At 43.5% G+C, this 13,225-nt stretch carries 12 protein-coding genes and 2 pseudogenes; 4 read left to right on the forward strand and 10 right to left on the reverse strand.

Annotation, left to right across the window (positions count from 1 at the left end; all coding sequences use genetic code 11):
- The 7 genes and pseudogenes from C400_RS26520 to C400_RS0101545 form a co-directional block, all read right to left on the reverse strand.
- Positions 1–149: pseudogene (locus tag C400_RS26520) on the reverse strand (IS5/IS1182 family transposase); the annotation flags it as partial.
- Between the two features lie 166 nt (positions 150–315).
- Positions 316–438: a cyclic lactone autoinducer peptide gene (locus C400_RS26525; RefSeq protein ID WP_013370626.1), complete on the reverse strand. Its 123-nt coding sequence runs from the start codon at positions 436–438 to the stop codon at positions 316–318.
- A 5-nt stretch (positions 439–443) separates the two neighbouring features.
- A complete protein-coding gene (locus C400_RS0101525) occupies positions 444–959 on the reverse strand; it encodes an accessory gene regulator ArgB-like protein (protein ID WP_016819262.1) in 516 nt (171 codons plus the stop codon).
- Complete coding sequence (locus C400_RS0101530; RefSeq protein WP_016819261.1) at positions 952–1,584, reverse strand: hypothetical protein; 633 nt, start codon at positions 1,582–1,584, stop codon at positions 952–954. Before C400_RS0101530 ends, C400_RS0101525 begins: the two co-directional genes overlap by 8 nt.
- Before the next feature lie 170 nt (positions 1,585–1,754).
- The gene (locus C400_RS0101535; protein ID WP_017425759.1) at positions 1,755–2,873 is read right to left on the reverse strand and encodes an acyltransferase family protein; all 1,119 of its coding nucleotides are present in this window, start codon (positions 2,871–2,873) and stop codon (positions 1,755–1,757) included.
- Positions 2,874–3,037: 164 nt separating this feature from the next.
- The gene (locus C400_RS0101540) at positions 3,038–4,855 is read right to left on the reverse strand and encodes an APC family permease (RefSeq protein WP_013370622.1); all 1,818 of its coding nucleotides are present in this window, start codon (positions 4,853–4,855) and stop codon (positions 3,038–3,040) included.
- Between the two features lie 193 nt (positions 4,856–5,048).
- Positions 5,049–5,884, reverse strand: a pseudogene (locus tag C400_RS0101545) (helix-turn-helix domain-containing protein).
- A 137-nt stretch (positions 5,885–6,021) separates the two neighbouring features.
- Here C400_RS0101545 and C400_RS0101550 point away from each other — a divergent pair.
- The 3 genes from C400_RS0101550 (at position 6,022) to C400_RS0101560 (ending at position 10,179) form a co-directional block, all read left to right on the forward strand.
- Positions 6,022–8,049, forward strand: coding sequence for a beta-galactosidase (locus tag C400_RS0101550; RefSeq protein ID WP_017425760.1), 2,028 nt, complete (start codon positions 6,022–6,024; stop codon positions 8,047–8,049).
- Positions 8,050–8,116: 67 nt separating this feature from the next.
- Complete coding sequence (locus C400_RS0101555; RefSeq protein WP_016819257.1) at positions 8,117–9,343, forward strand: MFS transporter; 1,227 nt, start codon at positions 8,117–8,119, stop codon at positions 9,341–9,343.
- A gap of 209 nt (positions 9,344–9,552) precedes the next feature.
- Positions 9,553–10,179 carry a BclA C-terminal domain-containing protein gene (locus tag C400_RS0101560; RefSeq protein ID WP_017425761.1) on the forward strand — a complete coding sequence of 209 codons (627 nt, stop codon included), beginning with the start codon at positions 9,553–9,555 and terminating at the stop codon, positions 10,177–10,179.
- A gap of 73 nt (positions 10,180–10,252) precedes the next feature.
- Here C400_RS0101560 and C400_RS0101565 read toward each other — a convergent pair whose 3' ends face one another.
- Positions 10,253–11,083 (reverse strand): DegV family protein, encoded by an 831-nt coding sequence (locus tag C400_RS0101565; protein WP_019686966.1) that lies wholly within the window; start codon positions 11,081–11,083, stop codon positions 10,253–10,255.
- A gap of 328 nt (positions 11,084–11,411) precedes the next feature.
- Between C400_RS0101565 and C400_RS0101570 the strand changes: the two genes are divergently transcribed.
- Complete coding sequence (locus C400_RS0101570) at positions 11,412–11,933, forward strand: hypothetical protein (RefSeq protein WP_016819254.1); 522 nt, start codon at positions 11,412–11,414, stop codon at positions 11,931–11,933.
- Positions 11,934–12,021: 88 nt separating this feature from the next.
- Here C400_RS0101570 and C400_RS0101575 read toward each other — a convergent pair whose 3' ends face one another.
- Both C400_RS0101575 and C400_RS0101580 read right to left on the reverse strand, forming a co-directional pair.
- A complete protein-coding gene (locus C400_RS0101575) occupies positions 12,022–12,603 on the reverse strand; it encodes an NAD(P)H-dependent oxidoreductase (RefSeq protein ID WP_017425763.1) in 582 nt (193 codons plus the stop codon).
- 72 nt (positions 12,604–12,675) lie between these two features.
- A complete protein-coding gene (locus C400_RS0101580) occupies positions 12,676–13,098 on the reverse strand; it encodes a MarR family winged helix-turn-helix transcriptional regulator (protein ID WP_016819252.1) in 423 nt (140 codons plus the stop codon).
- Between the last annotated feature and the right edge of the window lie 127 nt (positions 13,099–13,225).

The raw sequence follows: 13,225 nt of genomic DNA on the forward strand, positions 1-13,225 counted from the left end.
TCTGCACAATACAGCGGGCTTACCTTCTCATGAATAAAGGAGAAGTCGATATAGGTATCCACTTTGCGAAGCAAATGATCTTGGGGCACCAGTTCTTCCAAGGAAACCAATTCAAAGGATTGTTGTTTGTCTCGATGAGATCGCAGCATACCAACACCGTCCGTTTCTATACAATAGTTGCCTATATTATATAACATTAACGCGGTGTCGTCTTAAACAAATTTAACATAAAAATAGGCTGTCGAAACTTTCTCGACAGCCTGAAGCTGCTTTATAGCAGCTCTATGTATTATTTTTTTCTATTCTGCATTTTGCTTATTTCAGCAGTTCCTCGGGTGTATCTCCTTGATAAACATACACATAACTTGCCACTGATACAGCAAAAGTCGCGAACATAGACAACGATGTGGCTAACCCGTATACTACTTTTTTCATCATTCCACTCACCTCCTTCCCCGGATTAATGTTAGGCTTTGAACCAAAAAAGCAACAGCCACTACAGAAGAACCTATTACAAAGTTAGTACATACAAGCAAGGAAGATAACAATCGCAAGAGGGGATAAAATCGCACTGGAATGCGCGACTGCTTTTCAATTCTGGACGGGGCAAAGCATAAAACAAGAATGAGAGCGATTCCGGTAAACAGGTTTGTCAACCCATTATTTAAGGAAATGCAAGATATGTATGTAAAAGCTACAGAGGTCACCAGCACACATGCCATACCCGTTTTCAAGTGAATACCACCAGATACTTGGCGCAGCAAGGCAAAAGCGACGAGAATCGTTACAGCTTCGACCATCCGCCCCGTGAAGAATGAGGCGAATAGTGTCAACACGATGATCATAGACGCATTCAGAATGAGAGCAAGTGCGTATTTAAGTACTGGGACGGAAGCCGGATGATCAGGCACAGTACGTTTAATCTGGTTAGCAAGTTTGAAAGCCATCGTTTCAATCATCTCGGTATTCCTTTCCGACTGCATAGTAGATAAAAAATCCCGATACCAGTGCAAAAAATATCATACTCAACCATACCTCGCTATAGTAAAGCACAATAGAGGTTGAAATGAGAGACAGAATGATCAGTGTGATGACAATGCCATATTCCTCTTTGAACTTAAGCTTTTTGAAATTTGGGGAAAAGCCGATCTCTTTTCGATACAATATAAATGAAATTAGTAGTCCTGTCGCTGCGCTAACCACTTGTAACAGATAGCCCTTCAAGGATCCGTTCTGCAGCTCAGCAACCGGTAGGTTACCGAACATAGCTTTCAGGAGTACCGACTGAATAACGGCATATGCAAAATAACCGGTAACTGTCATAATACCTGACCAAACAATCGGAATCTTCACCACTGTAGCAAGTAAAAAAATAAAAAGCAGCATATTAATGACAGGTACTAAATAGGAGAGTGAAAATTCCTCTCGGAGCAAATAGCTTTGCAGGTTCATAATCAAATTCACAAAAATAGCCTGCCATAGATAAGGAGTCATTCTAACTTTAAAGATACTGAGAATCAGCGCAAAAACAGCTACTCCTTCCAGTGTAGAGAAAAGTAAAAAGCCAAGTGGCTCCAAAAGCATACGTGCATCTCCTTTACAATTCCAACAAACCTCATCGGTGTATTCAAAAACTTGGATGTACATCGAATATAAAGGGCTGGGAGCTACTTTTCAAGAGGTCTTTTCAATAATTTCGTAGATTTATTCAAGCACTTCAACCAAATGTTATCTGATGCTGCTTCAAGTTGCAACTAGGCAACACTTTCTTTGACCGAATCTTCCTGCTCGCGTACAGATTTTATACGTGATATAAGCTTTTTCCCCAATCGGATGCCGGGCTGTTCTATCCACGTGTAGGTAAACCAGGAAAGTCCGACGGTGAATAGCAACGTCATGATGAACAGAAGTGAGAGGCTGACTAAGGGAGCAAACGGTAATTTAATCTGTACGATTAGTCCCAGGACCAGCATATGCGTCAAATACATGCTGTAGCTGAGGCGGCCGATCCATGACCACACGCGATTAAGTAGCCATTTCGGCTGCCAATGATACAAAGCATACGCCCCTAACAGCAAGCCAACACCTATGAGATAATCCGTCATACCTCCAAAAAACGCAAACAGCACAGTAACAAGCAGAAGCCCCCCACTGAGCGGGTCTACACTTTTCCAATGACGCTCGTCTTTCCAAATGAAAAACAACAATATCCCCAGCCCAAAGACAGGCAACTGATTCGGAAACCATAAATACAAATAATGCCCCCATAAAGATTGATCACTAATCAATGGATATTGAGCAAACACCGTATTTAACCCGAAGCTTGCCACAAGCACCATCACGACAAACCAAGTCGCATGGCGAACCGATTGAATCAACTTAAATAAGAGGGGGATAAATAGATAAAACATACATTCCACCGCAATGGACCATTCCACACCGATAATGCTGTTGATCCAATACGGATTGAGACCATTCAAAAACAGAGCATGGGCTGCAATATTAGTGACAGTAACTCCCTCCTGATCTCCAAGCCAAAATCGCGGACCTGTCCCATTTACAACTAAATAGATTCCTAACATTATGTAATACAAGGGTGCAATCCGAAAAAAACGACGCAACAGGTAGGCCACCATTCCTTCTCTCTTGTCACTCGAACGCCTGCTCAGGGATAAAAACAGCGTAAAAGCGCTAGCCATATAAAATAAAGCGACTCCTTTGGCTCCTATGCTCAAGCCTTTTTGCAACCAACCGTTTAATCCGTCCACATACTGACTGACATGCACAAGTAACACTCCGATAATCGCCAGCGCCCTTAGCGTATCTACAAATTGCAACTTATCTTGTTCTATCTTCCCCTTGTCTTCGGGCATCGTATCCCTCCATAACAATTCTTAATGATACATTTTGTATCCATAATACACAAAATGTATCACCCAAGTAAATATCCCCACTATGTAAAAAAACACCCTCCGACCGCACCAAGATGCGATCAAAAAGTGTTGATTTTATCATACTAATGAGTATTAATATGGCTTTATTTGTTTAAATGAAAAGGTACGGTCGTTACGATGACGTCTTTGTAATTGATTAAATAAGCTCTCATCAGCAAACTGGTCTGATTGTGCAGTATATTTTCCCACCAGTGTTTAGTGATAAATTGTGGAATGAGAACTGTGATATGGTCCTCGTCTGCCTTTTTCCACTCTACTGTATCGATGAACTTGCGGAGCGGATTAATGATGCTGCGATAACGGGATCTCAGCACTACTAAACGTATACCCACATCCCACTCTTCCCACTTCTGTTCCATTTTTTGAATCGCTTCATCATCCACACCCACATATACAGCAACCACATTGTCCGACAAGGTTTTGGCATAGCTGATGGTATTCATAACGACTCGTGTAATGCCTGCCACCGGAATAATAATCGTATTGCCTTTGACCATAGGTTTGTCCTTCGTGATATCAATGCGCAGTTGTTCAGCCGTATTTTTGTAATGTTTGTTGATCTTCATAAAGAAATACAGTACCAAAGGCAGGAAGATAAAGACTACCCACACCTGGCTAAACTTAGTGAAGATAAAGATGAGCGTAATCGACAGCGTGGTTAGCATCCCAACCGTATTAATAGCCAGCTTGACGACCCAGCCAGCAGGTTTGAGCCGAATCCATCGAATCATCATACCAAGCTGCGACAGGGTAAACGGGATAAATACCCCTACAGCATAAAGCGGAATGAGATTTTCGGTATTGCCACCAAAAACGATGACCAGCAATGCCGAGAAGATACTCAAAAACAGGATACCGTTAGAATAACCGAGTCGATCTCCACGAACCATAAACATATGCGGCATATATTTGTCCTTAGCGAGCATAAAAGCGAGCAACGGAAAGGCTGAATAGGCTGTGTTGGCCGCCAAAAACAAGATAAGCGCCGTCACACCTTGAATGATGTAGTACATCACACCGCGCCCAAAAGTGGCATTCGCAATTTGCGAAATGACTGTTTCTTGCGGATTAGGACGAACACCGTACCAATAAGCCAGCAAACTAATTCCGATAAACATACAGCCGAGAATCAAGCCCATCATCATCAATGTAGTTGCCGCATTTTTGGCAGCAGGCTTGCGGAAGTTCGGAATGGCATTGGAGACAGCTTCTACACCGGTTAGCGCCGAACAGCCCGAGCTGAATGCTTTCAGTAAGAGAAACAGACTGACGTTGGATACCGTAGCTCCAAATTGCGGCGCCGCCGCATGGGCTCCTCCTGCCAGATAGTGAATGATACCACTAATAATCAAAACAAAAATGGCAACAACAAATAAGTAAATCGGTATCGCCAGCACCGAGGCAGATTCCGTCACCCCGCGCAAATTCATAATAGTCAAAAAGATAATCATCACCAAAGCAATTGCGATCCGATGATCATGTAACGATGGGAACGCCGATGTAATGGCATCTGTACCTGCCGATGAGCTAACAGCTACCGTTAGAATATAATCGACCAGCAGAGAGCCGCCTGCAATCAGACTTGGACTCTTTCCCAAATTGTCCTGTGCGACAATGTAGGCTCCCCCACCACCAGGGTAGGAAAAAATGGTCTGTCTATACGACAGGATCAGGATGATAAGCAAACCCAACACCGCAATGGATATAGGGATGGAATACCATAGGGCAGCGAAGCCCGCTGTAATTAAAACCAGCAGAATTTGCTCCGTGCCGTAAGCTACAGAGGACAATGCATCTGAGGACAGAATGGCCAGTGCCTTGAGCTTATTCAGTTTCTCATCTTCAAGGGCCGTCGACTTTCGCGGACGACCGATTAATAACCTTTTGACTTTACTCAGCATTTCGTTGACTCCTTCTTTGGATGAGGGTTTTGCAAAAGAACTATGAATCGTATATTTATTATGTCACCTGCACATCAGATTGATGAAACAAATGAACTATTATTTTATACTCCCTCATCCAGAAAAAAACAATAAGGAATGCTCCCTAAAAAGAGCATTCCCGAGTAAGAAAGAGTATTTTGATAAAATACCCTTATGTATACAGTATTTTGAACCTTTCAGGCGTAATTCCTTCCGCTCGGCGGAATGTTGCCACAAAATGACTGACATCTCGGAAGCCTACGCGCTCCGAAATCTCCTTCACCGTTAATTGCGGATACTCCGTCATCATTTCCTTCGCCTTCCGCAACCGAATTACAATCAGATAAGCATACGAAGTCACACCGAACGCTTGCTTAAACAATGTATTTAAATGACGAGCGCTGACATTCATCATCACGGCCATATCCCTTAAACCCACATCTGGCTGGCATAATTTTGCTCCATAAAGGTCAGTACAGGGGTTAAACGTTCCACATTATGAGAAAGGGAAGGCATCGAGCTATGTTGTCCATGTTTACGCAGCAGAGTCAGAAAACGGTACATATTGGCCGAAGCATCTAATCCAGACAAATCACGTTCACTAACCATGGAGTGTAGCATGTTTTCCCCAAAGCTGTGCAGCTCGCTATCCGGATCCCAATGATACCCTCGCGTATGCTTCAATCCGAGTACAGTCAATACAGCAGCGGCGATGGGTCCGTCAAATGTGATGTATAACGTTCGCCATACCTTGGTCGCCCGTCTGTATGCATGGGCTTCGCCTGGCAGCAGCAGGACCCCGGACTGCTCGCCCAAACGGAAGGTCCCCCCTTTATATGTAAACATCCCCTCACCAGACACCGTCTGAATCCAGTGAAAACATGGATAGCCCTCTGGACGGGACACATCCTCCTGTCTGCTATTAAATCCGATACTTTCAATAAAAAGAGGTAAAGAGTGCTCACGAGTAGTCAGGAAAAATCGCAAATGATGGGGAGTCAAAATCATAAAAAGCACCTCCGGCGTATGCGGTATTTATGTCTCATGTAGATCCATATTGTTATATACATGTTCATTTTATTATATTTAAAAGCATTAATTTGTATTATAAGATAGGATTATTCTTATATACAGAGGTGATTGGCATGATAAGCAGCAAACTTCCTAAAGTATTTTACGGTGGGGATTACAATCCTGAGCAATGGGATGAGGCCACGCATCAGGAGGATTTACGGATGTTCAGTCAGGCCGGCATTGATATCGCCACACTCAACGTTTTCTCATGGGCTAAAATTCAGTCTGATGAAATCACATATCATTTTGAGTGGCTAGATCAGCTAATTGATAATCTTTATGAAAGCGATATCTTCGTTTGTCTAGCTACTAGTACGGCAGCGCACCCTGCTTGGATGGCTACCCGTTATCCCGACATTCTTCGGGTCGATGCTGACGGGCGTAAGCGAAAATTCGGTGGACGCCATAACTCTTGTCCGAACAGTCCAACCTATCGGAAATACGCCGAGCAGATGGCTGACCGACTTGCAGAGCGATACAAAGACCATCCCGCGATCCTCGTGTGGCATGTTTCCAATGAGTATGGCGGGGATTGCTATTGTGACAATTGTGCCGCAGCGTTCCGAGTGTGGCTCAAACAAAAATACGGATCACTGGAAGAGCTAAACCGGGTGTGGAATACTTCCTTCTGGGGTCACACCTTCTATGATTGGGATGAAATTGTACCTCCAAATAATCTAAGCGAACATTGGGGAGAAAATCACTCCACATTCCAGGGTATATCCCTCGATTATGCGCGCTTCAATTCAGACAGTATTCTGGATTGCTACCTGCTGGAATATAACGCGATTAAAAAACATATTCCCGATGCCGTGGTAACAACCAATCTGATGGGATTTTTTAAGCAACTGGATTATTTTAAATGGGCTAAGCACATGGATATAGTATCTTGGGATAGCTATCCCGGAGCTAATACCCCGATAAGCTATACGGCGATGGCGCATGATCTGATGCGCGGCTTGAAGGATGGGCAGCCCTTTATGCTGATGGAGCAAACACCGAGCCAGCAGAATTGGCAGGCGTATAATTCACTTAAACGGCCTGGTGTTATGCGTTTATGGAGTTATCAGGCTGTAGCACATGGCGCGGATACGGTCATGTTTTTCCAGCTTCGCCGCTCGATCGGTGCTTGTGAGAAATTCCACGGGGCTGTAATTGAGCATGCCGGGCATGAGAACACACGTGTATTTCGCGAGGTGGCACAGCTTGGCAGCGAGCTTGGTGCTTTAGACAACACGCTGCTTGACGCAACTGTTCATACCAAAGTAGCTATTTTGTTTGATTGGGATAATTGGTGGGCTTTGGAAAAATCAAGCGGCCCTTCTGTCGCCTTGAAATACTTAGATCAGGTGCATAAGTATTATGCTACCTTCTTCCGGCGCAACGTACAGGTAGACATGATTTCTGTGGATACAGATTTCCAAAAATATGATCTCATTATCGCGCCTGTACTCTACATGGTCAAGCCGGGTACTGCTGAGAAGCTGGAACAATTCACAGAGCGTGGCGGCACCTTCCTAACGACCTTTTTCAGCGGCATTGTAAATGAAAACGATCTGGTCACAACCGGAGGATATCCTGGTAAGCTGCGTAATCTGCTCGGGATCTGGGTGGAGGAAATTGATGCGCTTCTGCCTGAATCACACAATCGCATTATATTGAAAGAAAAAGTGGGCGTATTAGAAGGTGAATATAAATGTGGGTTGCTCTGCGACTTGCTGCATAGCGAAGGAGCCGAGGTGCTGGCGGAATACGGCGATGATTTCTATCAGGGCAAGCCAGTGCTGACACGCAATCGTTTTGGTCAAGGGGAGGCGTGGTACGTCGCTTCCGACCCTGAGGAACCTTTCCTTGATGGTCTGCTGGGCTACATTTGTGAGCAAAAAGGGATTTCATCCCTGCTGCGTGCTCCTGCGGGCATAGAAGCCACTATGCGGTCCAAAGATGGAAAGTCTTATCTATTTGTTCTGAACCATAATGCCCAGACACAGCAATATCATCTGGATGACCAAAAAGGAAAAGAGCTAATCAGTGGGAAATTCCTGGAAGGGGATATTTCTATTGAAGGCTATGGCTTTCAAGTACTGGAGCTATCCTAATGATTCAAATCTGACTTATACCATTCACTTTACTGCATGAAGGTAATTAGTACCAAAGGAGTTAATCATGAAACGACTGCTATGGATCGGCAGCTTGTCTTATTTTTTAATTGGTCTAGCCCATGTGGTTGTAGGCTCCCTACTGCCCGTGTTGCTAGAGCATTACGGTAGAAACTATACGGATGGCGGAAGCCTGATATTCGCTCAATTTTCCGGCTTTCTGGCTGGAGTCCTACTGTCACCGTGGCTTGCCCGGACTTTTGGCAAACGCCGAAGCCTGATATTTGCCCTCCTCCTGCTATGTGCGGCTGAAGTGCTATATTCACTACTGCCGCCTTGGGGCTGGCTATATGCCGTCGGGGCAGTAGCCGGATTTGGCTTCGGCATGGTAGAAGCAGTCATAGGTACTATTGTTATTGGGGGTATTACCCAAGGAACGGGCGCGGCTATGAGCCGTCTGGAAGTCTTTTTCGGGATCGGCGCCTTAGCAATGCCGGCTATCGCCAGCCAATTCATTGCTCTAGGTTGGTGGCGACTGGCATTCCCCATCATCTCCTTGTTTGCAGCCGTAGCCACTATAGCCTGGCTGCGCGGGTCCTTTGGCACAATGGACGCTCTATTGGACGAACAAGAACACCGAGGTGACTACCATAAGCGTGCCACTAATTCACTGGAGTCACCTACCGTAAAGGCTTCTAAAAGCAGCCCTATAGGCAATTGGAGGCTCCTTGCATTATTTATCGTTTTTTTCTTTATCTACGTAGGAACAGAGATGAGTCTGGCCAATTTCCTGCCCTCCATGTTCATCGAGCGACTCGGTCTCACACAAGCCGAAGCAGCACTCAGCGTCACCTGCTTTTGGTTGGCAATGGCCTTTGGACGGTTGTTCACAGGCTACATTGCCGATCGATACGGCTACGGTGTCTTTGTCGCTCTGAGCTCACTGGCAGCGACTCTGCTGCTGTGTGTGTTCCCGTTGATCCAAGGCACTGCTGGTGCCTTTGTCCTTATCGTACTGCTGGGACTCGGCATGTCAGGCATCTTTTCCATCGCTCTTGTTTTTGCCAGCAAAATGATGCCAGGTACAGAAGAATCGACGACCAGCCTGCTTATCGGTGCAGGTGGAGTCGGAGGGGCCCTGCTGCCCCTATGGCTTGGAAACAGTATGGATCGTGGAGGGGCAGTTGCTTCAGCTTGGTTACTGGCAGTATTTGCTTGTATCCTGTGCCTGCTTGGCGGTATCCTGTACGCCCTATATGTGCGAAAAAAGCGGCTTCAAACCGCTTCATCATGATATAAGCTACTACTGGCACCCCAAAAGTATCCTTAGTTGACAACCAAGGATACTTTTGGAGGTGCTTTTTACATACTAGACGAATGTACCTTGTACAGAAGCCTGTTTTTAGTCAAAATAGATCGTTTCCTATGAAACACAGGACAGATATCTATGCCTCCTCTAGATGAATGGAGTACTATACAACAAACCATATGGAGGTGTTTGTATTGGGTCGTCCAAAATTGAACCAAAAAAAAGGCCGTAAAAAAGATGTCTTTGTTCGTGCCTGGTTTGATAAGCTAGAAAAAAAGTTTGAGGAAATGCCCCCCAAAAAAAGAAGCCGCTCGAAACGGAAATCGTTTGGTAAAGACATCATTGTCAAAAAGCAAGTTGTACGTGTGAACATTAATCATGATGCTGAAGGGGATTCCAGAACCACAGGTGATATAGCGCAGTTCGGTTACATTTATAATGTGAGGCCCCAACTCGTTTCGATTGAAGGGGAGGTCATGTTCGATACGAACGGCATACTTACACCTGGGATTGCTCACCTTCCAGGGACTACACAAATTGCTGTAGCCGATGCAGGAAAGTATGAAGTCCGCTTTTCGGTGTCGGGTGTAGAACCTAACCAATTCGCCATCTTTATTAATGGCGTACTGGCTGAGGGAACCGTGTACGGCTCAGGAGCGGGAACACAACAGAACACCGGGCAAGCCATCCTCGCTCTGGCATGCGGTGATGTCCTTACTCTGCGTAACCACAGCTCTACTGCTGCTGTTACCCTGCAAACACAGGCCGGAGGAACTCAAGCCAGCATAAACGCCTCTGTTCTCATTAGAAAATTGGGATAGGCTTAGACTCATGCAAAGCCCCAATATACTAAAAGGGTTTATCCATCGCACGAGGATAAACCCTGAATACTTTTTAAAAGGCGATAATGATCCCTTTGTCATTGGCATACATTGAACTAATTCCCCTGGTGGGCACAATATGAATATCTTTAAATTGATAGCGGTTCTTCAAGGTATTCATTAACTTTTGCGCCAGTCCGGGATTATTGCAATGAGTAATAACGATGCTTTCTCCTTCGGTACTTCGACCACTTTTTTCAATGGTATCTGCCAACTTTTCAATGATTTGATTTTGACCACGGGCTTGAGTAAATAATGCGATGTTTCCGTCACCATCTGAACCTAAAATGGGTCTGATATGCAAGAATGAGAGTATCTTTCCAGTAATTTTATTCATTCGTCCGTTCTTGACCAAATTATCCAAATTCTCTAAAACAAAATAGGTTTTCATCTTGCTGATAAAGCTCTCTAGGGAAGAGATAATTTCGCTTTTATGATATCCTTCGTCAATCAGCTTGCGTAGTTTTAAAGCTAACAAGATTTGCCCAGCCGATGCGCTTTTCGAATCGAATACATGAACATCCGCTCCCTCTTCTTCCGCCATATCCTTTGCTACCAATGCACTGGAATACGAGCTGGACAGGTTGCTGGATAATGTAATGGCAAAAGAAGTATGCGCGCCTTGAAAGGCTTCCTTATACAGCATAGGTGATGGTGATGCGGAACCAATCTTGGTTGTACAGGCTTTCATTTCTTCCATAAACTGAGGCAAGTCCAATGTGTCATCATCTATGAAGCATTTTTCACCCAATGTCATGTTTAATGGAATCGTAGTTACTTGCATCTCTTCTTTAAGCTCTGTCGTTAAGTCGCAGCAACTATCTGCTATGATTTTATATCTCACCCAGTACACCCTCACATTATGTTATTTTTCCCGTAATTCTTGTTCTGAATACATGCAGATGATCACTAAGTAAGGAAAATTAATTTCATTATCTCGACGTTAAACTAAATATGGATACTATGTACTATAAAGAATTGCCAACGATAATAACAATGAAATATTTGTGAATTATTATACTTTCCCCCTACACCTTCAGAGGTCTCTTAGCCCAAAACAAAAAAAATTCTTTAATCTCATTCATCGACTCGTTACAATTAAATAGTATACTCCAATATTTGCGATAAAATAAACCATGCTAACCTCTGTGATAGTAAGGAGTCTTCAAACTATGCTTAAGCTAATCTCCAAAAAAAGCTTCATTATATGTATTGTTATCCTGATCGCTTTAACGGCATATTTCACAAAAGATCTATGGACGGAGATGTCGGTAAAATCAACGGATCTATCGGAATTGACAATAAACCATATTCCACTAAGCAAGAATATTGCGGAGATTGATTTGACTGCTTATAGAAAGAATCCGGATTTTAACGATAAACACACGAAAGATGCCGATCACAGATATTTTGAAAATTTCTTGATTGTCTATAGCTCTAGTGGAGAGATTATGAAATTGCAAACCTTGTCCGAGAGTGAATTTTCCAGCATCGATGGTCACAAGCTTCAGAAACTTGATGATGTAAAAAATAAATTGGGTAACCATTTCGTGGATCAAAGCTACGACTCCGCCCAAAGCCTAAACGCCTTAGTATATTATGACAAAACAAATCATACAAAGGCTAGTTTTGTATATCCCCATAATAACAAGCAGGATCAGATCGTTGTCTGGACTATATTAGAAAAGTATTAACATTTATAAGAAAAGGCCAACCCTCAAATGCTGGTTGACCTTGTCGTTTAAAGAATGTCCTACGCTTCTGAACGAATATGAACTAACTTTACAGCACTGTTTTAACCGTGTCTTGTACTTGTTTCAACAATCCTTTATAACCGTCTTCATCAAGGTAGCCGATACTTCCAAGCAGCAAGTGGCCAACCGATTCAATTCCAACGAAATCAAAAATTCCTGTATCTGATGTGAGCTTCAATCCTGTGGTCATACCGATTTCATCGTAGATTGCGTTGGGAGTACCATGTGTATTCACGATAAACCCTTTTTTACCTGTAAGCAGCTTATTAATCCCTTCTGTACCAGCCGTATAGGCAAAGCCGTATGCAAATACACGATCAACATAACCTTTCAAGATCGCAGGAAGTCCTGTCCACCAAATGGGCGAAATAAACGTAATCGTATCGGACTGCGTGATATACTCCTGCTCTACTTTGATATCAGCCGGTGTTTGTCCAGCTCTCATCGCAGCAGTATCCTCAGGCTTTAATACCGGTTGAAAATTAAGAGCGTATAGATCGCGTACAACGACTTCGTCACCTTTTTCCTTCAAGGTGGTTACAACCGTTTCCAGTATCGCGTGATTAAAGCTTTCAGCGTTAGAGTGAGCATAGATGATAAGATGTTTCATTTTCATGACCTCCAGATGTTTTATTGTTATTTTGGCATTTGTATAGATATCTATACATTTGTTTAAAAAAATTTAAAACCTGTTTTTTACATGCTCCAGCAGATATTCCAGTTGTTTTTGTTCCTCGTCTTTGAGACCCCCATAGATGGTTTCTTTTAATTTATAGGAGATCGTCTCAAATATAGGCTCCAGCTCTTTTCCCTTTTCGGTAAGATAGATCAGAGTAAGCCGGCTATCCTCCCTTTCTTTTTTCCTTTCCACATACCCCAATTTTACTAGCTTGTCGATCAGAACAGTGACTGTGGGCTGCTGACGAGCAATTTTTTGCGTCAATTCCTTAATCGAAAGTCCATCCGTTTGATACAGAAACATCAGTATTCCACCATGGGTAGGTACAATTCCTTCAACTCCATAGGATTCGAGCTCAGATACAATTAATTTATTGATCGAGTCCCTAATGGTTCCTACAAGTGCAGCTGCATTATTTTTTAACATACAAGCATTATTGCATAGATATCTATATAAATCAAGTATTCAGTCAGTCTGATCGGATTTTCACGTATGAACTGCTTCAATGAATAAGATTTAAGTCTGTTATAATGAGAATGCAAAGGGCCGTCCC

Origin of the sequence: Paenibacillus sp. ICGEB2008 (assembly GCF_000307675.1) — a bacterium.
Taxonomy (GTDB): Bacteria; Bacillota; Bacilli; order Paenibacillales; family Paenibacillaceae; genus Paenibacillus; species Paenibacillus polymyxa.

Excerpts from the sequence above, each read along its gene's own strand:
- C400_RS26525 (WP_013370626.1), bottom strand. The coding sequence starts at position 438 with ATGATGAAAAAAGTAGTATACGGGTTAGCCACATCGTTGTCTATGTTC.
- C400_RS0101525 (WP_016819262.1), bottom strand. The coding sequence starts at position 959 with ATGATTGAAACGATGGCTTTCAAACTTGCTAACCAGATTAAACGTACT.
- C400_RS0101530 (WP_016819261.1), bottom strand. The coding sequence starts at position 1,584 with ATGCTTTTGGAGCCACTTGGCTTTTTACTTTTCTCTACACTGGAAGGA.
- C400_RS0101535 (WP_017425759.1), bottom strand. The coding sequence starts at position 2,873 with ATGCCCGAAGACAAGGGGAAGATAGAACAAGATAAGTTGCAATTTGTA.
- C400_RS0101540 (WP_013370622.1), bottom strand. The coding sequence starts at position 4,855 with ATGCTGAGTAAAGTCAAAAGGTTATTAATCGGTCGTCCGCGAAAGTCG.
- C400_RS0101550 (WP_017425760.1), top strand. The coding sequence starts at position 6,022 with ATGATAAGCAGCAAACTTCCTAAAGTATTTTACGGTGGGGATTACAAT.
- C400_RS0101555 (WP_016819257.1), top strand. The coding sequence starts at position 8,117 with ATGAAACGACTGCTATGGATCGGCAGCTTGTCTTATTTTTTAATTGGT.
- C400_RS0101570 (WP_016819254.1), top strand. The coding sequence starts at position 11,412 with ATGCTTAAGCTAATCTCCAAAAAAAGCTTCATTATATGTATTGTTATC.
- C400_RS0101575 (WP_017425763.1), bottom strand. The coding sequence starts at position 12,603 with ATGAAACATCTTATCATCTATGCTCACTCTAACGCTGAAAGCTTTAAT.
- C400_RS0101580 (WP_016819252.1), bottom strand. The coding sequence starts at position 13,098 with ATGTTAAAAAATAATGCAGCTGCACTTGTAGGAACCATTAGGGACTCG.